The 24,105-nt window shown below is 72.5% G+C and carries 20 protein-coding genes; 7 read left to right on the forward strand and 13 right to left on the reverse strand.

Annotation, left to right across the window (positions count from 1 at the left end):
• Positions 1 to 23 precede the first annotated feature (23 nt).
• The 3 genes from ACZ4MU_RS17020 to ACZ4MU_RS17030 form a co-directional block, all read right to left on the reverse strand.
• A complete protein-coding gene (locus tag ACZ4MU_RS17020) occupies positions 24 to 1,049 on the reverse strand; it encodes a 6-phosphofructokinase (RefSeq protein WP_467876690.1) in 1,026 nt (341 codons plus the stop codon).
• A 160-nt stretch (positions 1,050 to 1,209) separates the two neighbouring features.
• Entirely contained in the window at positions 1,210 to 1,938 is a 729-nt protein-coding gene (locus tag ACZ4MU_RS17025) for a type 1 glutamine amidotransferase (RefSeq protein WP_467876693.1), read from the reverse strand.
• A 23-nt stretch (positions 1,939 to 1,961) separates the two neighbouring features.
• Positions 1,962 to 3,200 carry a DUF1727 domain-containing protein gene (locus tag ACZ4MU_RS17030; protein WP_467876696.1) on the reverse strand — a complete coding sequence of 413 codons (1,239 nt, stop codon included), beginning with the start codon at positions 3,198 to 3,200 and terminating at the stop codon, positions 1,962 to 1,964.
• A 117-nt stretch (positions 3,201 to 3,317) separates the two neighbouring features.
• On the opposite strand from ACZ4MU_RS17030, the gene def reads away from it, so the two are divergent.
• Positions 3,318 to 3,872, forward strand: coding sequence for a peptide deformylase (gene def, locus ACZ4MU_RS17035; protein WP_467876699.1), 555 nt, complete (start codon positions 3,318 to 3,320; stop codon positions 3,870 to 3,872).
• Between the two features lie 278 nt (positions 3,873 to 4,150).
• Here def and ACZ4MU_RS17040 read toward each other — a convergent pair whose 3' ends face one another.
• Positions 4,151 to 4,801 (reverse strand): TetR/AcrR family transcriptional regulator, encoded by a 651-nt coding sequence (locus tag ACZ4MU_RS17040; RefSeq protein ID WP_467876700.1) that lies wholly within the window; start codon positions 4,799 to 4,801, stop codon positions 4,151 to 4,153.
• Between the two features lie 207 nt (positions 4,802 to 5,008).
• Here ACZ4MU_RS17040 and ACZ4MU_RS17045 point away from each other — a divergent pair, with 207 nt between their 5' ends.
• Complete coding sequence (locus ACZ4MU_RS17045; protein WP_467876703.1) at positions 5,009 to 6,238, forward strand: acyl-CoA dehydrogenase family protein; 1,230 nt, start codon at positions 5,009 to 5,011, stop codon at positions 6,236 to 6,238.
• 94 nt (positions 6,239 to 6,332) lie between these two features.
• Here ACZ4MU_RS17045 and ACZ4MU_RS17050 read toward each other — a convergent pair whose 3' ends face one another.
• From ACZ4MU_RS17050 to ACZ4MU_RS17060, 3 genes are read right to left on the reverse strand one after another with little or no spacing between them, the layout of a single operon-like run.
• Positions 6,333 to 6,821 carry a glutathione peroxidase gene (locus ACZ4MU_RS17050; RefSeq protein WP_467876706.1) on the reverse strand — a complete coding sequence of 163 codons (489 nt, stop codon included), beginning with the start codon at positions 6,819 to 6,821 and terminating at the stop codon, positions 6,333 to 6,335.
• Between the two features lie 29 nt (positions 6,822 to 6,850).
• On the reverse strand, positions 6,851 to 7,729 hold the full coding sequence (locus ACZ4MU_RS17055) for an acyl-CoA thioesterase (RefSeq protein WP_467876709.1): 879 nt from the start codon (positions 7,727 to 7,729) through the stop codon (positions 6,851 to 6,853).
• Positions 7,730 to 7,760: 31 nt separating this feature from the next.
• On the reverse strand, positions 7,761 to 10,274 hold the full coding sequence (locus ACZ4MU_RS17060; protein WP_467876711.1) for a DEAD/DEAH box helicase: 2,514 nt from the start codon (positions 10,272 to 10,274) through the stop codon (positions 7,761 to 7,763).
• 123 nt (positions 10,275 to 10,397) lie between these two features.
• Here ACZ4MU_RS17060 and ACZ4MU_RS17065 point away from each other — a divergent pair, with 123 nt between their 5' ends.
• The gene (locus ACZ4MU_RS17065) at positions 10,398 to 11,189 is read left to right on the forward strand and encodes a metal-dependent hydrolase (protein ID WP_467876713.1); all 792 of its coding nucleotides are present in this window, start codon (positions 10,398 to 10,400) and stop codon (positions 11,187 to 11,189) included.
• Between the two features lie 100 nt (positions 11,190 to 11,289).
• On the opposite strand, the gene ACZ4MU_RS17070 is transcribed toward ACZ4MU_RS17065, so the two are convergent.
• Together ACZ4MU_RS17070 and ACZ4MU_RS17075 are read right to left on the reverse strand one after the other, a co-directional pair.
• Positions 11,290 to 13,071, reverse strand: coding sequence for an ABC transporter ATP-binding protein (locus ACZ4MU_RS17070; protein ID WP_467876716.1), 1,782 nt, complete (start codon positions 13,069 to 13,071; stop codon positions 11,290 to 11,292).
• Positions 13,068 to 14,882: an ABC transporter transmembrane domain-containing protein gene (locus ACZ4MU_RS17075; protein ID WP_467876719.1), complete on the reverse strand. Its 1,815-nt coding sequence runs from the start codon at positions 14,880 to 14,882 to the stop codon at positions 13,068 to 13,070. The genes ACZ4MU_RS17070 and ACZ4MU_RS17075 overlap by 4 nt, the downstream gene beginning before the upstream one ends.
• A gap of 158 nt (positions 14,883 to 15,040) precedes the next feature.
• Here ACZ4MU_RS17075 and ACZ4MU_RS17080 point away from each other — a divergent pair, with 158 nt between their 5' ends.
• On the forward strand, positions 15,041 to 16,654 hold the full coding sequence (locus ACZ4MU_RS17080) for a peptide-N4-asparagine amidase (protein ID WP_467876722.1): 1,614 nt from the start codon (positions 15,041 to 15,043) through the stop codon (positions 16,652 to 16,654).
• Positions 16,655 to 16,705: 51 nt separating this feature from the next.
• Here the strand turns inward: ACZ4MU_RS17080 and ACZ4MU_RS17085 are convergent, their stop codons facing one another.
• Positions 16,706 to 18,139, reverse strand: coding sequence for a Gfo/Idh/MocA family protein (locus ACZ4MU_RS17085; RefSeq protein ID WP_467876724.1), 1,434 nt, complete (start codon positions 18,137 to 18,139; stop codon positions 16,706 to 16,708).
• Between the two features lie 202 nt (positions 18,140 to 18,341).
• Positions 18,342 to 18,785: a MarR family winged helix-turn-helix transcriptional regulator gene (locus ACZ4MU_RS17090; RefSeq protein ID WP_467876725.1), complete on the reverse strand. Its 444-nt coding sequence runs from the start codon at positions 18,783 to 18,785 to the stop codon at positions 18,342 to 18,344.
• 145 nt (positions 18,786 to 18,930) lie between these two features.
• Between ACZ4MU_RS17090 and ACZ4MU_RS17095 the strand changes: the two genes are divergently transcribed.
• Complete coding sequence (locus ACZ4MU_RS17095; RefSeq protein WP_467876728.1) at positions 18,931 to 20,736, forward strand: ABC transporter ATP-binding protein; 1,806 nt, start codon at positions 18,931 to 18,933, stop codon at positions 20,734 to 20,736.
• Between the two features lie 27 nt (positions 20,737 to 20,763).
• Positions 20,764 to 21,594 carry an endolytic transglycosylase MltG gene (gene mltG / locus ACZ4MU_RS17100; protein ID WP_467876731.1) on the forward strand — a complete coding sequence of 277 codons (831 nt, stop codon included), beginning with the start codon at positions 20,764 to 20,766 and terminating at the stop codon, positions 21,592 to 21,594.
• A 69-nt stretch (positions 21,595 to 21,663) separates the two neighbouring features.
• Here the strand turns inward: mltG and ACZ4MU_RS17105 are convergent, their stop codons facing one another.
• Positions 21,664 to 22,746, reverse strand: coding sequence for an NAD(P)-binding domain-containing protein (locus ACZ4MU_RS17105; RefSeq protein WP_467876734.1), 1,083 nt, complete (start codon positions 22,744 to 22,746; stop codon positions 21,664 to 21,666).
• Between the two features lie 98 nt (positions 22,747 to 22,844).
• Between ACZ4MU_RS17105 and ACZ4MU_RS17110 the strand changes: the two genes are divergently transcribed.
• Positions 22,845 to 23,264 carry a YjbQ family protein gene (locus ACZ4MU_RS17110; RefSeq protein ID WP_467876737.1) on the forward strand — a complete coding sequence of 140 codons (420 nt, stop codon included), beginning with the start codon at positions 22,845 to 22,847 and terminating at the stop codon, positions 23,262 to 23,264.
• On the opposite strand, the gene ACZ4MU_RS17115 is transcribed toward ACZ4MU_RS17110, so the two are convergent.
• A complete protein-coding gene (locus ACZ4MU_RS17115; RefSeq protein ID WP_467876739.1) occupies positions 23,261 to 23,851 on the reverse strand; it encodes a TetR/AcrR family transcriptional regulator in 591 nt (196 codons plus the stop codon). The genes ACZ4MU_RS17110 and ACZ4MU_RS17115 overlap by 4 nt on opposite strands.
• Between the last annotated feature and the right edge of the window lie 254 nt (positions 23,852 to 24,105).

The following is a 24,105-nucleotide window of genomic DNA, read 5'->3' on the forward strand; positions in this document are numbered from 1 at the left end:
TGGAGCGGGGAACCACTGGTGCCTCAGAGCACGCACTCCGCCTCGGCGTAGCGCTCGGCGGGGACGGTCTTGAGCGTCGCCGTCGCCTCGGCGAGCGGGACCATGGTGATGTCGGTGCCGTGCAGCGCGGTGAGCATCCCGAACTCGCCGCGGTGCACGGCCTCCACCGCGTGCCAGCCGAACCGGGTGGCCAGGACGCGGTCGTACGCGGTCGGGGTGCCGCCGCGCTGGACGTGGCCGAGGATCACCGCGCGGGCCTCCTTCCCCAGGCGCCGCTCCAGCTCGACGGAGAGCTGGCTGGCGACCCCGGCGAAGCGCTCGTGGCCGTAGATGTCGGTGCCGCCCTCGTCGAAGCGCATCGAGCCCTCGCGCGGCTTGGCGCCCTCGGCGACCACCACGATCGCGAACTTCTTGCCCGCCGAGAAGCGGCGGCCGACCAGCTCGGTCAGCTCGTCGATGTCGAAGGGGCGCTCGGGCACCACGATCGCGTGGGCGCCGGCGGCCATGCCGGAGTGCAGGGCGATCCAGCCGGTGTGGCGGCCCATGACCTCGACGATCAGCACGCGCTGGTGCGACTCGGCGGTCGTCTTCAGCCGGTCCAGGGCCTCGGTGGCCACGCCGACGGCGGTGTCGAAGCCGAAGGTGACGTCGGTGGAGGCGATGTCGTTGTCGATGGTCTTCGGCACGCCGACGATGGGCAGACCGGCCTCGGACAGCAGATGGGCGGCCTTGAGCGTGCCCTCGCCGCCGATCGGGATGATCGCGTCGAGGCCGAGCTCGGCGACGTGGCCCCTGGCGCGCTCCACACCGTCGCGCAGATGCGCGGGCTGGACGCGGGAGGAACCGAGGATCGTGCCGCCGAGGGCGAGGATGCCGCCGACCGCGTCGAGGTCGAGCTTGCGGTAGTCGGCCTCCAGGAGACCCTTCCAGCCGTCGTGGAAACCGATGACCTCGTCGCCGTGGTCCACCACCGCGCGGTGCACGACGGAACGGATGACGGCGTTCAGGCCGGGGCAGTCGCCGCCGGAGGTGAGCACACCAATTCGCATTGCCCGGAAAACCTTTGCAACGTGGGCCGACGACCGGACCACGTCGTCCGGTTGGATCCCCGCCACCCTACCGGCGCAAGGTGGCGGGGCCGAATCAGACGTCCGACTGATGGACGTCGGAGGAACGTACGAACGGCGTCCCTCGGAAGGCGCGGCTGGGTCAGGCGGGCGCGGTCGCCGAGGCGATGCGCTCGGCGCGCAGCGCCTCGTACCACCGGTCGTCGGTCGGCGGCAGCGCGTTCACGTCGAGGGCCAGCTTCAGGAGCAGGTCCGCGATCTGCGGGTTCCGCGCGAGCACGGGACCGTGCATGTACGTGCCGAACACCGTCTCGTTGTACGCGCCCTCGGTTCCGTCGCCGGTGCCGTTGCCCTTGCCGAGGCGGACCCGGGCGAACGGGCGGGCCGTGGGGCCCAGGTGCGTGATGCCCTGGTGGTTCTCGAAACCGGTCAACTGCGGAAGGCCCAGGCGCTCGTCGATGTCGCCGAGCACGTCGCCGACGCACCGCTCGCCCTCGCCCCGGGTGGAGACGACGTCGAGCAGGCCGAGGCCCGGCTCGCGCTCGCCGAGGTCGTTGATGAACTCGTGGCCCAGGATCTGGTACCCGGCACAGACCGAGAAGATGATCGCGCCGTTGGCGGCGGCCCGCTGGAGGCCGCCGTCGCGTCGCAGCCGCTCGCACGCGAGCCGCTGCGGCCGGTCCTCGCCGCCGCCGATCAGGTAGATGTCGCCGGACGACGGCACCGGCTGGTCGCTGCGGACGTCCAGACGGGCCACGTCGAGGCCGCGCTGACGGGCCCGGCGCTCCACGACCAGGGCGTTGCCCTGGTCGCCATAGGTGCTCAGCAGGTCGGGGTAGACCCACACGAGGCGCAGGCTGTTGTCGCTCATGCTCGCTTGCTCCTTAGGGGGTCTCAGTTGCCGACCGTGCGGCGCACGTCCTGGAAGGCGGTGTAGTTGGCGATCAGCTCGATCTGGCCGGGGGGCGCGAGCTGGACGCACTCCGCGAGGCTCTCGCAGACCCGGAAGTCCAGGTTCGCGACCTCCAGGCGGACCGCCAGGTCCAGCCTGCGGTCGCCGATCACGAAGATCGGGTGACCGGCCAGTCGGGTGTAGTCGACGTCCCACAGCCACGAGGTGTCCGTGCCGTCGGCGCCGCGGGCGTTGACGGAGAGGATCACCGGTGTGGGCGGCGGGTCGATCAGGGAAAACGTTTCGAGCCAGCCCGCCGGGTTCTTCGCCAGCAGCAGCCGCAGCTCACGGCCCTGGAACGAGACGACGTCATAGCGGCCGGCGACCGCCTGCACCTGGTACATCCGCTCCAGGGCGACCTGCGGCGGTACCCCGAAGACCGCGGCGACCGCGGCGGAGGTGGCGGCGTTGGCCTTGTTGGCGCGGCCGGGCAGCTGGAGGTGGATCGGCCAGGCCGAGCCGTGCGGGTCCAGGACGTAGTCGCCGCTGAGCACCCAGCTCGGGGCGGGGCGGCGGAAGCCGCACTCACCGCAGAACCAGTCGTCGCCGGGGCGCTGCATCACACCGCCGCAGGCCGGGCACGACCAGGCGTCGTCCTTCCACTCCTGACCGGCCGCCACCCACACCACGTTGGGGGAGGAGGAGGCCGCCCAGACCACCAGCGGGTCGTCGGCGTTGGCGATCACCACGGCCTTGGTGCCCTGGAGTCCCTCGCGCCACTTCTCCGCCAGCATCCGGGTCTCGGCGGCCCGGTCGAGCTGGTCGCGGCTCAGGTTGAGCAGTGCGATCGCCTTGGGCGTCACATCGCGAGCGACTCCCGAGAGGTACTTCTCGTCCACCTCGATGACACCGAAGCGGGCGTCCGAGCCGCCCGCCAGCGCCGAGGTGATGCCCGCGGGCATGTTGGCGCCCAGCGCGTTGGACACCACCGGGCCGCTGGCCCGCAGCGCCTCGGCGATGAGCCGGGTCGTCGTCGTCTTGCCGTTCGTCGCCGAGACCAGGACCACGTCCAGGTGGTTCGCCAGCCGCCCCAGCAGATCGGGGTCCAGCTTGAGCGCCACCCGGCCGCCGATCACCGATCCACTGCCCCGCCCCGCCGCGCGCGACACCGCCGCAGCGGCCTTGCCCGCCGTCACGGCGAGCTTGGCCCGCGGTGACAGCGGCTCCGCGTTGCCTGCCATCGTCCTTGATCCTCCTTGCGCCTGGGTCGGACCTCAGCCTATCGAGATCCGGACAGCGGCCCGAACCGCGCCACCACCAGCGCGGCTCCGCGTCACCTGGAACGTACGCTTGCGGCCATGCGCCACCGTCCGATTCCCGGCAGTTCCGGCACCGTACGAGAGATGTCTCTCCTCGGCGACCCGTTGCTGCACGCCCCCTGCGAGCCCGTCACCGACTTCGGGCCTTCCCTCGCCCGGCTGGTCGAGGACCTCTTCGCGACGATGTACGCGGCGCGGGGGGTCGGCCTCGCGGCCAATCAGATCGGGGTGGGCCTGCGGGTGTTCGTGCACGACTGCCCCGACGACGAGGACGTCCGCCACCTCGGACACCTCGTCAACCCCCGGCTGGTGTCGGTGGACGGCGTCGTGGTCCGCGGCCCCGAGGGCTGTCTGTCCCTGCCGGGCCTGGAGGCCGGTACGGAGCGGTACGACGAGGCGGTGGTGGAGGGGTGGACGGTGGCGGGGGAGCCGGTGCGGGTGTCCGGTACGGGGTTCTTCGCGCGGTGCCTCCAGCACGAGATGGACCACCTGGAGGGGTTGGTGTACGCGGATCGCTTGACGGGGTGGAGAAGGGGCCGGCTGCTGCGCGCCGCCCGCCGCGCCGGTTTCCCCCCACCCCACCCGTTCCCTTGACCCCTCCGGCGGGCGCCTGTTGGGCCGGGGGTTGTCTGCGGGTGGGTGGTGGGTTGCTCGCGCAGTTCCCCGCGTCCCTTCAGGGCCCGGTGTTTGCTCGCGCCGTTCCCCGCGGCCCCTGGCGCCTGCGGCCATCGCACCTCCAGCCCCTCCGGCGTTCGAGGAGAGGATCCGGGGCGCAGCCCCGGGCCTTCAGGGGCGCGGGGAACCGCGCGACCAGCCCCCACCGGCCCGCAAAGGAGCGCCGAGCGGGGTGCGGGGTCCCCGCCGGGGAGGGGCTAGAAACCCGGGCCCCCGGCCCGGTCCGCTGCCGCGGCCAGGCGGCCCCACAGCAGATCCGCCAGCCCCCGCACCAACTCCGCCCGCGAACAGGGCCGTTCCCCCAGCCACCAGTCCCCCGCCGCGTGCATCATCCCGACGATCCCGTGCCCCCACACCCGCGCCAGCGCCTCACTCCCCGGCCCGACGTCGATCCGCTCGGCTATCACCACGCCCAGCTCCTCGCCCATCCGCCGCAGCAGCGGCGCGGAGTGGCGGCCCACGTCGAACCCGGCGTGCTCACCGCCGCCGCTGTCCTCCGCGGGGTGCATCAGGAAGCGGTACACCTGCGGCCGTGCCTCGATCGCCACCAGATACGTCTCCAGCGTCGCCTCGACCCGCTCACGGCGCCCCGCGGGCGCGTCCAGCGCCGCCCGCAGCGCCGCGAGCAGCGCGTCCGTGTGGCGCTGGGCGAGCGCCCGGTAGAGCCCGCCCTTGTCCCCGAAGTGCCGGTAGAGGATCGGCTTGGTGATCCCCGCCTCCGCGGCGATCGCGTTCATCGACGCCTTGGGGCCGTCCCGGAGCACCACCCGGTCCGCCGCCTCCAGCAGTTCCCGCCGGCGGCTCTCGGCCGACGTCCGCTGCTGCTCGGCCTGGTGTGTGCTCTCCATGGCTTCGTCTCCCCGCCCGTACTCGTCCTGCGTCTTTCCTGGTTCCGCCGGCGTGTTCCGCCATCCGGAATGTCTGCGCAACGTAACACCCCGGCCAGGTCGCGCGCTGAGCGGCCGTCCGCCGGTTGACATGTGCTACCGACGAGTAACATACTGCCGTTACCGCAAGTAACGCTTGTCTGTGGCACGGGAAGTGGTGGAGGGGACATGGCTGAGTTCACTATGGAGCTCAACGACGACCAGAAGCAGGTCAGGGACTGGCTGCACGGGTTCGCGAAGGACGTCGTCCGCCCCGCCGCCGCGGAGTGGGACGAGCGCGAGGAGACCCCCTGGCCGGTGATCCAGGAAGCCGCCAAGGTCGGAATCTACTCCCTGGACTTCTACGCCCAACAGTTCTTCGACCCGACCGGTCTCGGCATCCCGGTCGCCATGGAGGAGCTGTTCTGGGGCGACGCGGGCATCGCCCTGTCGATCGTCGGGACGGGTCTGGCCGCCGTCGGCGTCCTCGCCAACGGCACCGAGGAGCAGATCGGTACCTGGATCCCGCAGATGTACGGCGACGTGGACGACGTGAAGGTCGCCGCCTTCTGCTCCTCCGAGCCGGACGCGGGCTCCGACGTCGCCTCGATGCGGACGAAGGCCGTCTACGACGAGGCCAAGGACGAGTGGGTCCTCAACGGCACCAAGACCTGGGCCACCAACGGCGGCATCGCCAACGTGCACGTGGTCGTGGCCGTCGTCGACCCCGAGCTCGGCTCCAAGGGGCACGCCTCGTTCATCGTGCCGCCCAGCACCCCGGGGCTGTCCCAGGGCCAGAAGTTCAAGAAGCACGGCATCCGCGCCTCGCACACCGCCGAGGTCGTCCTGGAGAACGTGCGCGTCCCCGGCCACTGCCTGCTCGGCGGCAAGGAGAAGCTGGACGAGCGCCTGGCCCGGGCCCGCGAGAAGGCGAAGGCGGGCGGGGGCGAGCGCGTGAAGAACGCCGCCATGGCCACCTTCGAGGCCTCCCGCCCGGCCGTCGGCGCCATGGCGGTCGGCACCGCCCGCGCGGCGTACGACTACGCGCTGGAATACGCCAAGGACCGCGAGCAGTTCGGCCGCCCGATCATCGACAACCAGGGCGTCGCGTTCCAGCTCGCCGACATGCGGACGCAGATCGACGCGGCCCGCCTGCTGGTGTGGCGCGCCTCCTGGATGGCCACGGCGGGCCGGCCCTTCACCTCCGCCGAGGGCTCGATGTCCAAGCTGTTCGCCAGCGAGACCGCCAAGAAGGTAACCGCGCAGGCGATCCAGATCCTCGGCGGCAACGGCTACACCCGGGAGTACCCGGTGGAGCGCATGCACCGGGACGCCGCCATCTACACGATCTTCGAAGGCACCAGCGAGATCCAGCGCCTGGTCATCGCCCGCACCCTGTCGGGCATGCCGATCCGCTAGCTTGCTGCCGCTACACCGGCCGGCTCCGTTCCCGTGTGGCGGGAACGGAGCCGTATCGTTTCTCCGGACAGCCCCGCGGCTGCCGGGCAGGCTCTCAGACCGGCAGCTGCGCCTCGATCGCCGCCACGACCTCCGGCGCCTCCGGCTCGATGGCCGGACGGATCCGCGAGACCACCTCGCCCGCCGGGGAGATCAGGAACTTCTCGAAGTTCCACTGCACGTCACCGGCCTCGCCCTGCGCGTCCGCGACCTCGGTGAGGCGGGCGTACAGCGGGTGGCGGCCGTCGCCGTTGACGTCGGTCTTCTCCAGCATCGGGAAGGTCACCCCGTACGTCGCCGAGCAGAACGTCCGGATCTCCTCCGCGCTGCCGGGCTCCTGGGCGCCGAACTGGTTGCACGGCACACCGAGGACCGTGAAGCCGCGCTCGCCGTACCGGGCCTGGAGGCGCTCCAGACCGGCGTACTGCGGGGTGAGACCGCACCTGGACGCCACGTTCACGACCAGCACCGCCCTGCCCTTGTGGTCGGCCAGCGAAGTGGGCTCGCCGGACAGCGTGCGCAGCGGGATGTCGTACAGGCTCATCAGCCAACTCCTCGTAACAGGGGGACAGGTCAGTCGCGGGCCGGCAGCGGGCGGAACAGGCCCTCCTGGACCACGGACACCAGCAGCCGGCCCTCGCGGTCGTAGATGCGGCCACGGGCCAGGCCCCGGCCGCCGGTCGCGATGGGGGACTCCTGGTCGTACAGGAACCACTCGTCGGTCCGGAACGGCCGGTGGAACCACATGGCGTGGTCCAGCGAGGCCATGTCGAAGCCCCGCGGGCCCCACAGCGGCTCCACCGGGATGCGGACCGCGTCGAGCAGCGTCATGTCGGACGCGTAGGTGAGCGCGCAGGTGTGCACCAGCGGGTCGTCGCCCAGCGGGCCGACCGCGCGCATCCACACCGCGCTGCGCGGATCCGCGTCCTTGATCTCCTGGGCCGTCCAGCGCAGCCGGTCCACGTACCGGATGTCGAAGGGCTGGCGGCGCGCCATGCGCTCCAGGGCCTCCGGCAGCGCGCCGAGGTGCTCGCGGATCTCGTCGGCGACGGTGGGCAGCGACTCCGGCTCGGGGAAGTCCAGGCGCGGCGGCAGCTGGTGCTCGATGCTGCCCTGCTCCGGCTGGTGGAAGGAGGCCGTCAGATTGAAGATCGTGCGGCCCTGCTGGACGGCGGTGACCCGGCGGGTGGTGAAGGAGCGGCCGTCCCGGACCCGCTCGACCTGGTAGACGATCGGCACCCCGGGGCGGCCCGGGCGCAGGAAGTAGGCGTGCAGCGAGTGCACCGGGCGCTCGCCGTCCGTGGTGCGCCCGGCCGCCACCAGTGCCTGCCCGGCCACCTGTCCGCCGAAGACCCGTTGCAGGGACTCGTCGGGGCTGCGGCCGCGGAAGATGTCGACCTCGATCTGCTCCAGGTCGAGCAGATCGACGAGTCTGTCGGCGGGGTTGGTCATGGCGTCGCGGTCCTTTCCGGAGCGGGTCAGGTCAGAGCTCGCCGACGTCGGTGACGCGCACCACCGCGCGGCCCTCTTCGTCGGAGGCCGCCAGATCGACCTCCGCGCTGATGCCCCAGCCATGGTCGCCGTTCGGGTCGGCGAAGGTCTGCCGGACGCGCCACAGGCCGTGCGCCGGGTCCTCCTCGATGAGCAGCAGCTTGGGGCCGCGCGCGTCGGGTCCGGTGCCCAGGTCCTCGTACTCGTCCCAGTACTTGTCCATCGCCTCGCCCCAGGCGTCCGCGTCCCAGCCGGACTCGGCGTCCAGCTCGCCGAGCGCGTCCACGTTGTCGAGCGCCGCCAGCTCCACCCGGCGGAACATGGCGTTGCGCACCAGGACGCGGAAGGCGCGGGCGTTGGCGGTGACCGGCTTGACCTCGTCGGCCTTCTCCTGCGCCTGCTCGGCCGTCTCGATCTCCGGGTTGGCCAGCTGCTCCCACTCGTCGAGCAGGCTGGAGTCGACCTGGCGCACCATCTCGCCGAGCCAGGCGATCAGGTCTTCCAGGTCCTCGGTCTTCAGGTCGTCGGGGATGGTGTGGTCGAGCGCCTTGTACGCGCTCGCCAGATAGCGCAGGACGATGCCCTCGGTGCGCGCCAGCTCGTACCAGGAGGTGAACTCGGTGAAGGTCAGCGCCCGTTCGTACATGTCACGGACGACGGACTTGGGCGAGACGGGGTGGTCGCCGACCCACGGGTGCGACTTCTTGTAGACGTTGTACGCGTGCCACAGCAGCTCTTCCAGCGGCTTGGGGTACGAGACGTCCTGGAGCCGCTCCATGCGCTCCTCGTACTCGATCCCGTCCGCCTTCATCTGCCCGACGGCCTCGCCGCGCGCCTTGTTCTGCATGGCGGCGAGGATCTGGCGCGGGTCGTCCAGCGTCGACTCGACGACCGAGACCATGTCCAGCGCGTACGAGGGCGACTCCGGGTCCAGCAGGTCGAAGGCCGCGAGGGCGAACGTGGACAGCGGCTGGTTGAGCGCGAAGTCCTGCTGGAGGTCGACGGTGAGCCGGATGGTGCGGCCCTCGGCGTCCGGGGTGTCCAGCTGCTCCACCACACCGCCGTCGAGCAGCGAGCGGTAGATCGCGATGGCGCGGCGGATGTGCCGCAGCTGGGCCTTGCGCGGCTCGTGGTTGTCCTCCAGCAGGTGGCGCATCGCCTCGAAGGCGTTGCCCGGCCGGGCGATCACCGACAGCAGCATGATGTTGGTGACCCGGAAGCGCGAGGTCAGCGGCTCGGGCTCGGCGGCGATCAGCTTCTCGAAGGTGGCGTCCGACCAGGCGACGAAGCCCTCGGGAGCCTTCTTGCGGACCACCTTGCGGCGTTTCTTCGGGTCGTCGCCCGCCTTGGCGAGGGCCTTCTCGTTCTCGATGACGTGCTCGGGCGCCTGAGCGACCACGAACCCGGCGGTGTCGAACCCGGCGCGCCCGGCCCGGCCCGCGATCTGGTGGAACTCCCGGGCGCGCAGGGTGCGCACGCGGTTGCCGTCGTACTTGGTGAGCGCGGTGAACAGCACCGTGCGGATGGGCACGTTGACGCCGACGCCCAGGGTGTCCGTTCCGCAGATCACCTTCAGCAGGCCCGCCTGCGCCAGCTTCTCGACCAGCCGGCGGTACTTGGGCAGCATGCCCGCGTGGTGCACCCCGATGCCGTGGCGCACATAGCGGGAGAGGTTCTGGCCGAACTTGGTGGTGAAGCGGAAGTTGCCGATCAGCTCCGCGATCGCGTCCTTCTCCTCGCGCGAGCACATGTTGATGCTCATCAGCGACTGCGCCCGCTCGACCGCCTGGGCCTGGGTGAAGTGCACGATGTAGACCGGCGACTGCTTCGTCTCCAGGAGCTCGGTCAGCGTCTCGGTGATCGGCGTGGTGACGTACTCGTAACTGAGCGGCACCGGGCGGGTCGCCGAGCGGACCACCGCGGTCGGGCGGCCGGTGCGCCGGGTCAGGTCCTTCTCGAACATCGAGACGTCGCCGAGCGTCGCCGACATCAGGACGAACTGGGCCTGGGGCAGTTCCAGGATCGGGATCTGCCAGGCCCAGCCGCGGTCCGCCTCGGCGTAGAAGTGGAACTCGTCCATCACGACCTGGCCGATGTCGGCGTGCTTGCCGTCGCGCAGGGCGATGGAGGCGAGGACCTCGGCGGTGCAGCAGATCACCGGGGCGTCGGCGTTCACCGAGGCGTCGCCGGTCAGCATGCCGACGTTCTCGGTGCCGAAGAGCTTGCACAGGTCGAAGAACTTCTCCGAGACCAGAGCCTTGATCGGCGCGGTGTAGAAGGTGACCTCGTCCCGGGCCAGCGCCGCGAAGTGCGCACCCGCCGCCACCAGGCTCTTTCCGGAGCCGGTCGGGGTGGAAAGGATCACGTTCGCGCCCGAGACCACCTCGATCAGCGCCTCCTCCTGGGCCGGGTACAGGGAGATGCCCCGCTCCTCGGCCCAGGTGGAGAAGGCCTCGAAGAGGGCGTCGGGGTCGGCACTCGGCGGCAGCTGATCGATAAGGGTCACGCCCCCATCTTGCCTGGCTTCCGCCCGTGAGAGGGAACCGGAGGCGGGGCGAGAAGATCATGAACGATAGGCTGACGGGTCAACTGGGCCACGGGACAACAGGAAATGGGGCGGGGCACGGTCATGATGGGACCTGCGCACTCACTGTCAGGAGCGGCAGCCTGGCTGGGGGTGGGGGCCGCCGCCGCGGCCGCGGGACACGCCATGCCCTGGCCGGTCCTCGTCGTCGGCGCGCTGATCAGCGCCGGGGCGGCGCTCGCGCCCGACCTGGACCACAAGTCCGCGACCATCTCGCGCGCCTTCGGACCGGTCTCCAAAGCCCTGTGCGGCATCGTCGACGACCTCTCGCACGCCGTCTACCAGGCGACCAGGGGCCCCGGAGACCCGCGCCGGGGCGGCGGCCACCGCACGCTCACCCACACCTGGCTGTGGGCCGTCCTGATCGGGGCGGGCGCGTCGGCCGCGGCCGTCTTCGGCGGGCGCTGGGCGGTGCTCGGCATCCTCTTCGTCCATGTGGTGCTCGCGGTGGAGGGCCTGCTGTGGCGGGCCGCCCGGATGTCCAGCGACGTCCTGGTGTGGCTGCTGGGCGCGGCCGGCGCCTGGATCATGGCCGGGGTCCTGGACAAGCCGGGCAACGGCTCGGACTGGCTCTTCACCGGCCCCGGCGAGGAGTACCTCTGGCTGGGTCTGCCGATCGTGCTCGGCGCGCTGGTCCACGACATCGGGGACGCGCTGACCGTCTCCGGCTGCCCGATCCTGTGGCCGATCCCGGTGGGCCGCAAGCGCTGGTACCCCGTCGGCCCGCCGAAGATGCTGCGGTTCCGGGCCGGGAGCTGGGTGGAGCTGAAGGTGCTGATGCCCGCGTTCATGGTGCTGGGCGGGATAGGGGCGGCGGGAGCGCTCAACGTCATCTGAGCCCGCCGCCACCACCGCCCCGTACGCCGTCACCGCCCTGTACGCCACCACCGCCCTGTAGGCCCCCCGGCGCCCCGGCCCGCCTGCCCCGGCCGTGGCCTCACCCGTGCCAGGAGCGCCACAGCGCCGCGTACGCCCCGTCCGCCTCGACCAGGGCGTCATGGCTGCCCAGCTCGGTGATGCGGCCGTTCTCGACCACGGCGATCACGTCCGCGTCGTGCGCGGTGTGCAGCCGGTGGGCGATCGCGACGACCGTACGGCCGTCGAGCACCCGGGCCAGCGACCGCTCAAGATGGCGTGCCGCGCGCGGGTCGAGGAGCGAGGTCGCCTCGTCCAGGACCAGGGTGTGCGGATCGGCCAGGACGAGCCGGGCCAGCGCGATCTGCTGAGCCTGGGCGGGGGTGAGGGCGTGCCCGCCCGAGCCGACCTCCGTCGCCAGGCCGTCCTCCAGCGCCCGTGCCCAGCCGTCCGCGTCGACCGCGCCCAGGGCCGCCCACAGCTCGGCGTCCCCGGCGCCGGTCCTGGCCAGCCGCAGGTTGTCCCGCAGCGAGCCCACGAACACGTGGTGCTCCTGGTTGACCAGCGCCACGTGCTCGCGCACCCGCTCGGCCGGCATCCGCGACAGCTCGGCCTCGCCGAGCGTGATCCGTCCCTCGCGCGGCGCGTAGATGCCCGCGAGCAGGCGTCCGAGGGTGGACTTGCCCGCGCCGGACGGGCCCACCAGCGCCAGCCGGGTGCCCGGCGCCACCGACAGCGACACCCGGTGCAGGACGTCCACGCCCTCGCGGTAGCCGAAGCGCACCTCCTCCGCCTCGACGTCGCGGCCCCGGGGGCGCAGCGCGGTGTCGCCCGCGTCCGGCTCGATGTCCCGGACACCGACGAGCCGGGCCAGGGAGACCTGGGCCACCTGGAGCTCGTCGTACCAGCGCAGGATGAGGCCGACCGGCTCGACCAGCATCTGGGCGAGGAGCGCGCCCGTGGTCAGCTCGCCCACCGTGAGCCAGTCGTGGAGGACGAACGAGCCGCCGATCATCAGCACCGCGAGCATGATCGTCATGTGGGTGATGCTGACGACCGGGAAGAGCACCGACCGCAGCCACAGGGTGTACCGCTCCCAGGCCGTCCACTCCTTGATCCGCTGCTCGGACAGCGCGATCCGGCGCTCGCCCAGGCGGTGCGCCTCGACGGTCCGGCCCGCGTCCACGGTCTCGGCGAGCACGGCGGCGACCGCCGCGTACCCGGCCGCCTCCGAGCGGTACGCCGAGGGCGCCCGCTTGAAGTACCAGCGGCACCCCGCCACCAGCAGCGGCACCGCGATCAGCACCGCGAGCGCCAGTGGCGGCGCGGTGACGCCGAGCGCGCCGATGAGCAGCAGCGCCCACACCACGCCGATGGCCAGCTGCGGCACGGCCTCGCGCATCGCGTTGGCCAGCCGGTCGATGTCCGTGGTGATCCGCGAGAGCAGGTCGCCGGTGCCCGCGCGCTCCAGGACGCCCGGCGGCAGCCCCACCGACCGCACCAGGAAGTCCTCGCGCAGATCGGCCAGCATCTCCTCGCCGAGCATCCCGCCGCGCAGCCGCACCAGGTGGACGAAGACGGTCTGCACGACGAGGGCGACGGCGAAGAGCGCCGCCGTGCGGCCCGGATGCAGGTCGCGGACGTCGTGGGACAGGTCCTCGACGACCCCGCCGAGCAGGTACGGGCCGACCATCGAGGCGATCACCGCCACCGCGTTGACGCCCACCAGGAGCGCGAACGCCCCGCGATGGCGCCGCAGCAGATGGCGTACGTACGCCCGGACGGTCGCCGGGGTGCCGACCGGCAGGGTGGTGGCCGACTCCGGGGCCGCCGGGTCGTACTCGGGTGGCCTCACGCCGATCATGCCGTCTCCTCCCAGGTGTCCTGTGCGTCCGTCTCCTCGTCGGTCTCCCGGGTGACCACCGCGCGGTAGCGGGCGTCGGTGCGCAGCAGCTCGCGGTGCAGGCCCACCGAGGCGACCTCGCCGTCGTGCACGAGCACCACCCGGTCCGCGAGGTCGAGCAGCAGCGGTGAGGACGAGAACACGACCGTCGTACGGCCCGCGCGCAGCCGTTTGACGCCGCTCGCGACCCGTGACTCGGTGTGCGAGTCGACCGCCGAGGTCGGCTCGTCCAGGACGAGCACCTCCGGGTCGGTCACCAACGACCGTGCCAGCGCCAGGCGTTGGCGCTGGCCGCCGGAGAGCGACCGGCCGCGCTCGGTGATCCGGGTGCGCATCGGGTCGCCGTCGCTGTCCACCGACGCCTGCGCCAGCGCGTCCAGGACGTCGTCGCACTGGGCGGCGGCCAGCGCCTCGTCCGCCGCGACCTTGCCGGACGCGGGCACGTCCAGGAGCTCGTGGAGCGTGCCGGAGAGCAGCACGGGGTCCTTGTCCTGGACGAGGACGGCGGCCCGTGCCGTGTCCAGCGGGAACCCGTCGAGCGCGACCCCACCGAGCAGGGCGGACGGCCGGCCGTCCGCCTCGGCGGCGTGCCCGCCCAGGCGCTCGGCCAGCCGTCCGGCCGCGTCCGGGTCGCCGCACACCACGGCCGTGAACCGGCCCTCGGGCGCGAGCAGTCCGCTCACCGGGTCGTACAGGTCGCCGGAGGGGGCCTCGGCCCTCCGCGGCGGCCCGTCCGTCCGGGACGGCACCCCCGTGTCCGTCCCGGACGGGTCGGTGGCCCGGCCCAGGGCGAGCACGCGGGCCGCGCGCCTGGCCGAGGGCCGGGAGAAGGAGTACGCCATGGCGATCTCCTCGAAGTGGCGCAGCGGGTACAGCATCAGCGTCACCGCGCTGTAGACGGTGACCAGTTCACCGACCTCGATCCGGCCGTCGCGGGCCAGCGCCGCCCCGTACCAGACCACCGCGATCAGCAGCAGGCCCGGCAGCAGCACCTGGACCGCCGAGATCAGCGACCACATCCGCGCGCTGCGCACGGCGGCCCCGCGCACCTCCTGCGAGGCCTCGCGGTAGCGGGCGAGGAAGAGCTCCTCGCCGCCGATGCCGCGCAGCACCCGCAGCCCGGCGACGGTGTCCGAGGCCAGTTCGGTCGCCCGGCCGGCCTTCTCGCGCTGGAGGTCGGCCCGCCGGGTGGCGGCCGGCAGCAGCGGCAGGACGGCCAGGGCCAGTACGGGAACGCCGACGGCGACCACCACGCCGAGCGCCGGCTGGTACAGCACCAGACCGACGCAGATGATCACCAGGGCGGCGGCCGCCGCGGCGAACCGCGACAGGGCCTCCACGAACCAGCCGATCTTCTCCACGTCGGCGGTGGAGACCGCGACGACCTCGCCCGCCGCGACCCTGCGGGTGAGCAGTGAGCCCAGCTCCGCGGTCTTGCGCGCGAGCAGTTGCTGCACGCGCGCGGCGGCCGTGATCCAGTTGGTCACCGCGGTGCGGTGCAGCATGGTGTCGCCCACCGCGATGGCCACGCCGAGCAGGGCGATGATGCCGCCCGCGAGCGCGAGCCGCGCCCCCGAGCGGTCGATCACGGCCTGGACGGCGACGCCGACGCCGAGCGGCAGCCCGGCGATGCCGCACTGGTGCAGCAGCCCCCAGGCCATCGACTTGAGCTGCCCGGAGAGCTGGCCGAGGCCCAGCCACAGCAGGAAGCGGGGACCCGAGCGGACGTCAGGTTCGCCTGGATCCGTATACGGAAGATCGCGAATCTGCATGACGTCCCAAGGATCGGAAAGAGTGGTTCAAACCGTGCAAGGTTCGCCTTCTTCGGGGCCCCGGGGCAATCGGTTTTCGTGCCCGGGCGGCCGGAACGCGCCAAGAACGGCGGCCCGCCCCTGGCGCCGCGGGCCCGCTCGCGCTTCACTCCTGACGCATGAGACGACTCAGGATCATGTCCATGATCGGCGGCATGGTGCTCGCGGCGGGCGCGCTGCTCGGCGCGGGCCCGGCCGCCGCGGCGGCTTCCTCGCCCGAGCCCCCGGCCGAGTTCGGCACCGACTGGCACGACCCGGTCACCGCCGCACCGCCGGTCGCCGTCCCGCACACCCGCAGCTGCCGTGTCACCCTGGCGCAGGCGCGGTTCCGCGACTTCACGCCCTACAAGGGGAGTTACGCGCCCCCCGAAGGATGCGGAGAGAAGTGGAGCAAGGTGGTGCTGCGGCTCGACGGCAAGGTCAAGGGCAGGCAGTACGACCGCCTCGGCTACCTCCACGTCGGCGGCGTCGAGGTGCTGCGGACGTCCACGCCCGAGCCCTCGCCGGAGGGCATCGCCTGGCACGTGGAGAAGGACGTCACCCGGTACAGCGACACCTTCCGCTCCGCGCAGGCCGTCGAGATGCTCATCGGCAACGTTGTCGACGAGACCTACACCGGCGTCATCGACGTCGACGTCACGCTGACGTTCTACGCCGCCGAGGGCAGGGTGCGGCCCGCCGCCGTTCCGGACCGGGTACTGGCCCTGGACGGCACCGCGCTGACCACCCCGCGCAACTCCGAGCGGATCGTCGCCGAGGTGTACGCGACCGGCTCGGGCGGCGGCTGCGAGGAGTTCTGGTACCTGGCGGTGCCGGATCCCGCGCCCTACTCCTGCAAGGCGGCAGCCGGACCCAACCGCGAGGTGCGGATCACGGTCGACGGCCAACTCGCCGGAATCGCCTCGCCGTTCCCGAACGTATGGACCGGCGGCTGGTCCAACCCCTTCCTCTGGTACGTCGTCCCGGCGCCCCACGCCTTCGACGTCCGGCCGCTGGAGTACGACCTGACGCCGTACGCGGCCCTGCTCAACGACGGCCGCGCGCACCGGGTGGAGGTGTCCGTCGCCGGGGTCCCCGAGGGGCAGTCCGGCTGGTCGACGCCGGTCAACGTACTGGTGTGGCAGGACCGCGGCAGCCAGGTCGTCACCGGCGCCCTCACCCGCCACGAGGAGGGCGCCCCCACCGCCTCCGCCACCTACACACCCGGCACCGAGGCGCGCCTCGACGCCCGGGCGGGCCACCGGCTGACCACGGCGGGCTACCTCGACACCTCGCACGGCCGGGTCACCACCACGGTCGTCCGCGGCGTCGCCGCCGAGAGCGTCCACCGCTGGACCGAGGGCGAGAACACCGACGCCCTGAAGGGGAAGTGGACCGACGACAGCGCGGTCACCACGGACGGACGCGGTCCGGCCGTCACCGCGCGCGTGCACCGTACGTACACGATGGACGGCACCACCACGATCGGCGCGGACGACCGGCTGCGGACCGTGATCACCCTCGGGGACCTCGCGGACACCGCCACCTCGCGCGCCGGGCGGACCGTCTCGTGGTCGCGCCTGGACGACACCTACCGGGGCGACGCCTCCTGGACCCTGAACGTCCCGCGCGAGCGGCGGCACGCGACGGGCACCTCGGCCGAGCGCTACCGCCTGTCCGGCTCCGACGGCTGCTACGACCGCAGCCTCAAGACCGCCCAGGGCGCCCTCACCGAGGATCTGCGGCGCTGCTGACGAGGGGAGCGGGGCCCGTGTCCGCCGCCGGGCACGGGCCCCGCGGCCCGCTCAGGCCTCCGCGGGCTTCTCGGAGTCCACACCGGGGCGGGACCGGTGCCACGCGCCCCGGGTGAAGTCGGGGATCCGCTGGGGCGCGCCGCCCGCCTTGACCGAGAAGTGGCTCAGCGGCACCGGCGCCGACCAGGTGGCCGCGTCATACACGTCGAAGTCCGGTACGAGGCCCAGGCGCATGCACTGCGTCAGCCGGAACACCAGCATGTAGTCCATGCCGCCGTGTCCGCCGGGCGGGTTGGCGTGCTCCTTCCAGAGCCAGTGGTCCCAGTCCGCGTACTTGGAGAAGTCGCCCCAGTTGTCGTCGTGCTGGTCCGGCTCCAGATAGATCCGCTCCGGGTAGTCCTCGAAGAGGCCCTTGGTGCCGCCGAGACTGTTGATCCGGCTGTAGGGATGCGGTGTCGACACGTCGTGCTCCAGCCGGATCACCCGGCCCCTCGCCGTCTGCACCAGACTGATCGTCCGGTCGCTCTCGATGTACGACTCCTTGAAGCTCGGGTCGCCCGGGGGCATATGGGCCTCGCGGTACTCCGCCAGGCCCAGCGCGGGGGTCCCCATGCTGACGATGGACACCACGCGGTCCCCGCGGTTGACGTCCATGTAGTTGGCCACGGGGCCGAAGCCGTGGGTGGGGTAGAGGTCGCCGCGCAGCCGGGTGTGCCACAGCCGCCGCCAGGGGCCCTCGTAGTACTTGGGGTCGAACATCAGGCCGCGCAGATCGTGGATGTAGGCGCCCGCGCCGTGCAGCAGTTCGCCGAATCTGCCCGCGTGCGCCATCCGCAGCACCCGCATCTCGTTCCTGCCGTAGCAGCAGTTCTCCAGCTGCATGCAGTGGCGCCGGGTGCGCTCGGAGAGGTCGACCAGCTCCCACAGCTCGTCCAGGCGCATCGCGGCCGGGCACTCCACGCCCGCGTGCACACCGTTCAGCAGGGCCGCCTTGGCGATCTCGAAGTGGGAGTCCCAGGGCGTGGCGATGTGCACGAAGTCGATGTCGCCCCGCCGCAGGAGCTCTTCGTAGTCGTGGTCACCGTTGACGTAGACCGCCGGCGCGGGCTGCCCGGCCCTGGTCACCTTGGCGGCGGCGCTGCGCGCCTTGGCCTTCACCGGGTCGCAGAGTGCCACCACCCGCACCCCGGGGACGGCGAGATAGAGGTCGATCATGCTGCCGCCGCGGTTGCCGAGGCCGATCAGCCCCACCCGGACCGTGGAGCGCCGCTGGAAGGGCACCCCGATCATGCTCTGGCCCTGACGCCTGGGCGCGGGTGCCTCCGGGGCGGCGGCCTCCACGGGCTGTCCGGTGCGCGTGGCCTCCTCGGCGGCGGCGCTGCCCGTGCCCAGGGCGCCCATGCCGACCCCCGCGCCCGCGGCCCCGGCCGTCCACAGGACGGAGCGTCTGCTGATGTCGTGGTTCTGCGGAGCTGCGTCGTTCATCGAGTCTCCTGGGAAGAGAGGGAGCTGATTTCTGCGCGGCGTTACACGAACCTCGTTAAGGAACATGGTTGTTGGGCTGCTGCCGCGCAAGGGGGCCTGCCGACGCCCGGGGCCGCCCCGGGGAGGGGTGCCGGTGCACGACGTCACGGTACGTCCGGAAACACCCGGTTCGTGGGAGGCGCGGTAGGCGGCGGCCCAGCCCTCAGCAGCGGTGCTCGGGCGCTCCGTCCACCAGAGCGGACAGCAGACCGCCGAGCACCTCGCGCTGGTCGGCCGTCAGGGGAGCCAGGATCTCCTCGGCCGCGCCCCGGCGGGCCCCGCGCAGCGAACGCAGCGTCGCCCGGCCCGTGCCAGTGAGCTCGATGCGCACCACGCGGCGGTTGGTGGGGTCGGGGACCCGGCGCACGTTCCCGCTCTCCTCCAGGGCGTCGACCAGGGTGGTCACGGCGCGCGGGACCACTTCGAGACGGGCGGCGAGATCGGCCATCCGGGGCGGGCTGTCGTAGTGCGCGACCGTCCGCAGCAGCCGGGACTGGGCGGGAGTGATGCCGACCGGCTCCAGGTGCTGCTTGTGGATGCGGTGGAGTCTGCGGGTGAGCCGGAGCAACTGCTCGGCCAGCACGCCGTCGGCGTCGGTGGTGCTCATGCGGGAACAATATCAGGACCATGTTCATTGTGAGTATAGGTAACAGTGAGCTATGCTCCACAAGTCCTGTCAGTGGTGTCGCCCCGAGGGCCCCAACCGGCCCGCGAACGGCGCCGCCCTGCCGCCTCACCCTGCGAAGGAGCCCATGCACCCCGAGGAAACGTCCTGGACGCTCCCGCCCCGCGGCCGCGAGGAGCCGCCCGCGCAGACGCGGCGCATCCTGCGGCTCTTCCGCCCCTACCGCGGCCGACTGGCGATCGTCGGTCTGCTGGTCGCCGCGTCGTCCCTCGTCTCGGTCGCCTCGCCGTTCCTGCTGCGCGAGATCCTGGACGTCGCCATCCCGCAGGGCCGCACCGGGCTGCTCAGCCTGCTCGCCCTCGGCATGCTCGCGACCGCCGTCGTCACCGGCGTCTTCGGCGTCCTGCAGACGCTGATCTCCACCACCGTCGGCCAGCGCGTCATGCACGACCTGCGCACCGGGGTCTACGCCCAGCTCCAGCGGATGCCGCTCGCCTTCTTCACCCGCACCCGGACCGGCGAGGTGCAGTCCCGCATCGCCAACGACATCGGCGGGATGCAGGCGACCGTCACCTCCACCGCCACCTCGCTCGTCTCCAACCTCACGGCCGTGATCGCCACCGTGGCCGCCATGCTGGCCCTCGACTGGCGGCTGACGGTCGTCTCCCTGCTCCTGCTGCCGGTCTTCGTCTGGATCAGCCGCAAGGTCGGCCGCGAGCGCAAGAAGATCACCACCCAGCGCCAGAAGCAGATGGCCGCGATGGCCGCCGAGGTCACCGAGTCGCTGTCGGTCAGCGGCATCCTGCTCGGCCGCACCATGGGCCGCGCCGACTCGCTCACCCGGTCCTTCGCGGCCGAGTCCGAGCGCCTGGTCGACCTCGAAGTGCGCTCCAGCATGGCCGGGCGGTGGCGGATGTCGACCATCGGGATCGTCATGGCCGCGATGCCGGCCGTCATCTACTGGGCCGCGGGCCTCGCCCTCCAGGCGGGCGGGCCCTCGATCTCCATCGGCACCCTCGTCGCCTTCGTCTCGCTCCAGCAGGGCCTGTTCCGGCCCGCCGTGAGCCTGCTCTCCACCGGAGTGCAGATGCAGACCTCGCTCGCCCTCTTCCAGCGCATCTTCGAATACCTCGACCTCCCGGTCGACATCACCGAGTCCGAGAACCCGGTCCGCCTGGAGAAGGTCCGCGGCGAGATCCGCTTCGAGTCGGTCGACTTCGCCTACGACGAGAAGAGCGGCCCGACGCTCAGCGGGGTCGACGTGGACGTCCCGGCCGGCACCAGCCTCGCCGTCGTCGGTCCCACCGGCGCGGGGAAGTCCACACTCAGCTATCTGGTGCCGCGGCTGTACGACGTGACGGGCGGCCGGGTCACGCTCGACGGCGTCGACGTGCGCGACCTGGACTTCGACACCCTCGCGCGCGCGGTCGGCGTGGTCTCCCAGGAGACCTACCTCTTCCACGCCTCCGTCGCCGACAACCTCCGCTTCGCCAAGCCCGACGCCACCGACGAGGAGCTGGAGGCCGCCGCCCGCACCGCCCAGATCCACGACCACATCGCCTCCCTGCCCGACGGGTACGACACGGTGGTCGGCGAGCGCGGCTACCGCTTCTCCGGCGGCGAGAAGCAGCGCCTCGCCATCGCCCGGACGATCCTGCGCGACCCGCCCGTCCTCATCCTCGACGAGGCCACCAGCGCGCTGGACACCCGCACCGAACACGCCGTGCAGCAGGCCGTCGACGCACTCTCGGCGGGCCGCACCACGCTCACCATCGCCCACCGCCTCTCCACCGTCCGGGACGCCGACCAGATCGTCGTACTGGACGGCGGGCGGATCGCGGAGCGCGGGACCCATGAGCAACTGCTCGACCAGGGCGGCAAGTACGCCGCACTGGTGCGCCGCGACGCACGTCTGGCGCCGGTCGCCTCCTGACGGGGCCCGCGGGGATAACGTGCCGGTATGACGGATTCCTCACGCGGGTCCGGACGCCGGACCGGGCTGACCCGGCGCGGCTGGATCCTCCTCGGCGCCCTCGCGCTGCTGCTCCTGGCAGGGGCGGCGGTGCTCGTCCTGGTGCTGCGGGAGGGCGGCGGAAAGATGCAGCCCCTGGTCGTCCCGGAGGGCCGGCGGGCGGGACAGGTGTACGCGGCGGTTGACAAGCGCCTCGGAGTCGCGCCGGGCACCACCCGCCGGGCGGCGTCCCGGACACGGCTCGCCCTCCCGGCCGAGGCCCGGGGCAACCCCGAGGGCTACCTCTTCCCGGCCACCTATCCGGTGACCGGTGAGACGACCCCGGGCGGGCTGCTCACCTATATGGTCGACACCGCCAACCAGCGGTTCGCCGCGGACCGGCTCGCGGCGGGCGCCCGGCGCCAGGGGATGACGGCCTATCAGACGGTGATCGTCGCCAGCATCGTGCAGGCCGAGGCCGACAGTGTGGCCGACATGGGAAAGGTCTCCCGGGTCGTCCACAACCGGCTGGCCAAGGGGATGCCGCTCCAGATGGACTCGACACTCAACTACGCGCTCGACCGCTCGACGCTGACCACGACCCACGCCGACACCCGCACCGACAGCCCGTACAACACCTACGCGCGCGGGGGCCTGCCGCCGACCCCGATCGGCAACCCCGGCCAACAGGCCCTCAGGGCGGCGATCGCGCCGCCGCCGGGGGACTGGCTCTACTTCGTCACGGTGGCCCCGGGGGACACCCGCTTCACGGCGGACTACGCGGAACAGCGGCGGAACGTAGAGGAGTTCAACAAGGCGCGGGCCAGGACGCCCGGTTAGCCCGGACCCGGCCGGGCTCTTCCCGGCGCGAGGACGCGCGCCCACGGCCCCGCGGCGCCCCCGGACGCGTCACGCCACTTCCACCGGGGCGTCCAGCAGTCGCCTGATCTCCCGAACGGCCGCGCGCCCGGCGCGGTTCGCCCCGATCGTCGAGGCGGACGGCCCGTACCCCACCAGATGCACCCGCGCGTCCTTGACGGCACGCGTGCCCTCGATCTGTATGCCGCCCCCGGGCGTACGCAGCTTCAGCGGCGCCAAATGGTCGATCACGGGCCGGAACCCGGTGGCCCAGAGGATGACGTCCGCGTCCACGACGCGCCCGTCGTCCCACGCCACCCCGCCCGGGGTGATCCGGTCGAACATCGGCAGCCGCTCCAGCACCCCGCTCTCGCGTGCCGCGCGGATCGCGTCGTTGAGAGGCAGCCCCGTCACCGACACCACGCTCCTGGGCGCCAGCCCCTGCCGTACGCGCTCCTCGACCATCGCGACCGCGGCCCGCCCCCACTCCTCGGTGAACGGGCCCTCCCGGAAGACGGGCGGGCGCCGGGTCACCCAGGTCGTGGCGGCCGCGTGGTCCGCGATCTCCATCAGATGCTGGGTGCCCGAGGCGCCGCCGCCCACCACGACGACCCGCTGGTCGGCGAACTCCCGCGGTCCCGGATAGTTCGCGGTGTGCAGCTGGCGTCCCCGGAACGTCTCCTGGCCCGGGTAGCGGGGCCAGAACGGCCGGTCCCAGGTGCCGGTGGCGTTGAGCAGGGCGCGGGTGGCGTACACACCCTCGGACGTCTCGACGCGCAGCCGCCCGCTCTCGCCCTCCCGTACGGCGCTCACGTCCACCGGCCGGTGCACCCGCAGCCCGAAGGCGGCCTCGTAGTCGGCGAAGTACCGCGCGATCACCTCCGAGGAGGGCCGCTCCGGATCCGCCCCGGTCAGCTCCATCCCGGGCAGCGCGTGCATCCCGTGCACCTTGCCGTACGTCAGCGAGGGCCAGCGGAACTGCCAGGCGCCGCCGGGGCGCGGGGCGTGGTCGAGGACCACGAAGTCGCGGCCGGGCTCGAGACCGGCCCGGCGCAGATGGTAGGCGCCGGACAGGCCCGCCTGCCCGGCGCCGATGACCACCACGTCCACGTCCTGTGCCTCGAAGTCGTTCACGGCTCTACCAACCAAGGGGGGCGCGTGGATCTTCCCGGGGGCCACGCCGGGTCCTGCCGGATGGGGCGTTCTCGCCGCGGGGGCGCGAGGATGGGGCCATGTCCGTCTTCACCACGCGCGTTCTGCGCCTCACCACCGGCACGGCAGAGACCGTCACCGATCTGACCCGGGAGTGCGAGCACTTCCTCCGCGAGGCCGCCGGCGGCGGCGACGGCCTCCTGAACGTCTTCGTGCCGCACGCCACGGCCGGGATCGCCGTCCTGGAGACCGGCGCGGGCAGCGACGACGATCTGCTGGCCGCCCTGCACACCCTGCTTCCGGCGGACGACCGCTGGCAGCACCGCCACGGCAGCCCCGGCCACGGCCGCGACCATGTGCTGCCCGCGCTCGTGCCGCCGCACGCCACGCTGCCGGTCGTCGCCGGGCGGCTGGAGCTGGGGACCTGGCAGTCGGTGTGCCTGGTCGACACGAACAAGGACAACCCGGAGCGGAAGGTGCGGCTCAGCTTCCTCGGCTAGACGCGCGGTGGCCGGGCGCGCGCCCCCGGCGCCCCCGCCCGCAGCCCGTCCATCACCAGGTCGAGGAGGCGGCGGGAGCGCGCCTGCCAGTCGCCGTGCGGGTCGATCTGCCAGAGGCCGGCGATGGCGAGCATGAAGTCGTCGGGGGTCACCCCGGGGCGGATGGTGCCCGCCTCCTCGTTCGCGCCGAGGAGCAGGGTGACGGCCGCCGTCATCGGCCCGTGGCCGAGCCCTGCCAGGGTGCCGCGCGCCGTGGCCTTGCGCATCGCGTCGGCCAGGCCCGCCTTGGCCATCGCGTACTGGGCGAGACGGTCCATCCACTCGCGCAGGGCCCGGTCCGGCGCGCGGGTCGCCAGCAGCTGGGCGGCGGTGTCGGCGACCTGCTGGACCTCGTACCGGTAGACCTCGAGGACCAGGGCCTCGCGGTGGGGGAAGTGGCGGTAGAACGTCCCCTGCCCGACCCCCGCCTTCTTGGCGATCGCGCTCAGCGGGACGTCGGCCGAGCGGGTCAGCTCGGCGAGCGCCACCTCCAGGATGCGCTCGCGGTTGCGCTGCGCGTCCGAGCGCAACGGCGTCTCTCGGCCCACCGGGGTCTCCTTCTCCTGTTGCCGCCCCCTTGTCGCGCGCCCGCCCTCCTTCCGCGTGCGCCGGGGACGATCTCAGCGGAATCGGGTCTTGTTAAACGGACAAGTGTCCGTTAGGTTCGGAGGCCAACGGACACTTGTCCGTTTAAGCCACCTTAGCGGCAGTCACGGCCGGGGGGTGGACGGCCGGCGCACGCCCCGACCGGCCCTCTCGCCGCCGCGCCCCGCAGGTTCCCGATGGACGGCGCTTCGCAATC

The sequence above is a fragment of the Streptomyces sp. NPDC026377 genome, from assembly GCF_055567715.1.

Excerpts from the sequence above, each read along its gene's own strand:
- ACZ4MU_RS17020 (WP_467876690.1), bottom strand. The coding sequence starts at position 1,049 with ATGCGAATTGGTGTGCTCACCTCCGGCGGCGACTGCCCCGGCCTGAAC.
- ACZ4MU_RS17025 (WP_467876693.1), bottom strand. The coding sequence starts at position 1,938 with ATGAGCGACAACAGCCTGCGCCTCGTGTGGGTCTACCCCGACCTGCTG.
- ACZ4MU_RS17030 (WP_467876696.1), bottom strand. The coding sequence starts at position 3,200 with ATGGCAGGCAACGCGGAGCCGCTGTCACCGCGGGCCAAGCTCGCCGTG.
- def (WP_467876699.1), top strand. The coding sequence starts at position 3,318 with ATGCGCCACCGTCCGATTCCCGGCAGTTCCGGCACCGTACGAGAGATG.
- ACZ4MU_RS17040 (WP_467876700.1), bottom strand. The coding sequence starts at position 4,801 with ATGGAGAGCACACACCAGGCCGAGCAGCAGCGGACGTCGGCCGAGAGC.
- ACZ4MU_RS17045 (WP_467876703.1), top strand. The coding sequence starts at position 5,009 with ATGGCTGAGTTCACTATGGAGCTCAACGACGACCAGAAGCAGGTCAGG.
- ACZ4MU_RS17050 (WP_467876706.1), bottom strand. The coding sequence starts at position 6,821 with ATGAGCCTGTACGACATCCCGCTGCGCACGCTGTCCGGCGAGCCCACT.
- ACZ4MU_RS17055 (WP_467876709.1), bottom strand. The coding sequence starts at position 7,729 with ATGACCAACCCCGCCGACAGACTCGTCGATCTGCTCGACCTGGAGCAG.
- ACZ4MU_RS17065 (WP_467876713.1), top strand. The coding sequence starts at position 10,398 with ATGATGGGACCTGCGCACTCACTGTCAGGAGCGGCAGCCTGGCTGGGG.
- ACZ4MU_RS17070 (WP_467876716.1), bottom strand. The coding sequence starts at position 13,071 with ATGATCGGCGTGAGGCCACCCGAGTACGACCCGGCGGCCCCGGAGTCG.
- ACZ4MU_RS17075 (WP_467876719.1), bottom strand. The coding sequence starts at position 14,882 with ATGCAGATTCGCGATCTTCCGTATACGGATCCAGGCGAACCTGACGTC.
- ACZ4MU_RS17080 (WP_467876722.1), top strand. The coding sequence starts at position 15,041 with ATGAGACGACTCAGGATCATGTCCATGATCGGCGGCATGGTGCTCGCG.
- ACZ4MU_RS17085 (WP_467876724.1), bottom strand. The coding sequence starts at position 18,139 with ATGAACGACGCAGCTCCGCAGAACCACGACATCAGCAGACGCTCCGTC.
- ACZ4MU_RS17090 (WP_467876725.1), bottom strand. The coding sequence starts at position 18,785 with ATGAGCACCACCGACGCCGACGGCGTGCTGGCCGAGCAGTTGCTCCGG.
- ACZ4MU_RS17095 (WP_467876728.1), top strand. The coding sequence starts at position 18,931 with ATGCACCCCGAGGAAACGTCCTGGACGCTCCCGCCCCGCGGCCGCGAG.
- mltG (WP_467876731.1), top strand. The coding sequence starts at position 20,764 with ATGACGGATTCCTCACGCGGGTCCGGACGCCGGACCGGGCTGACCCGG.
- ACZ4MU_RS17110 (WP_467876737.1), top strand. The coding sequence starts at position 22,845 with ATGTCCGTCTTCACCACGCGCGTTCTGCGCCTCACCACCGGCACGGCA.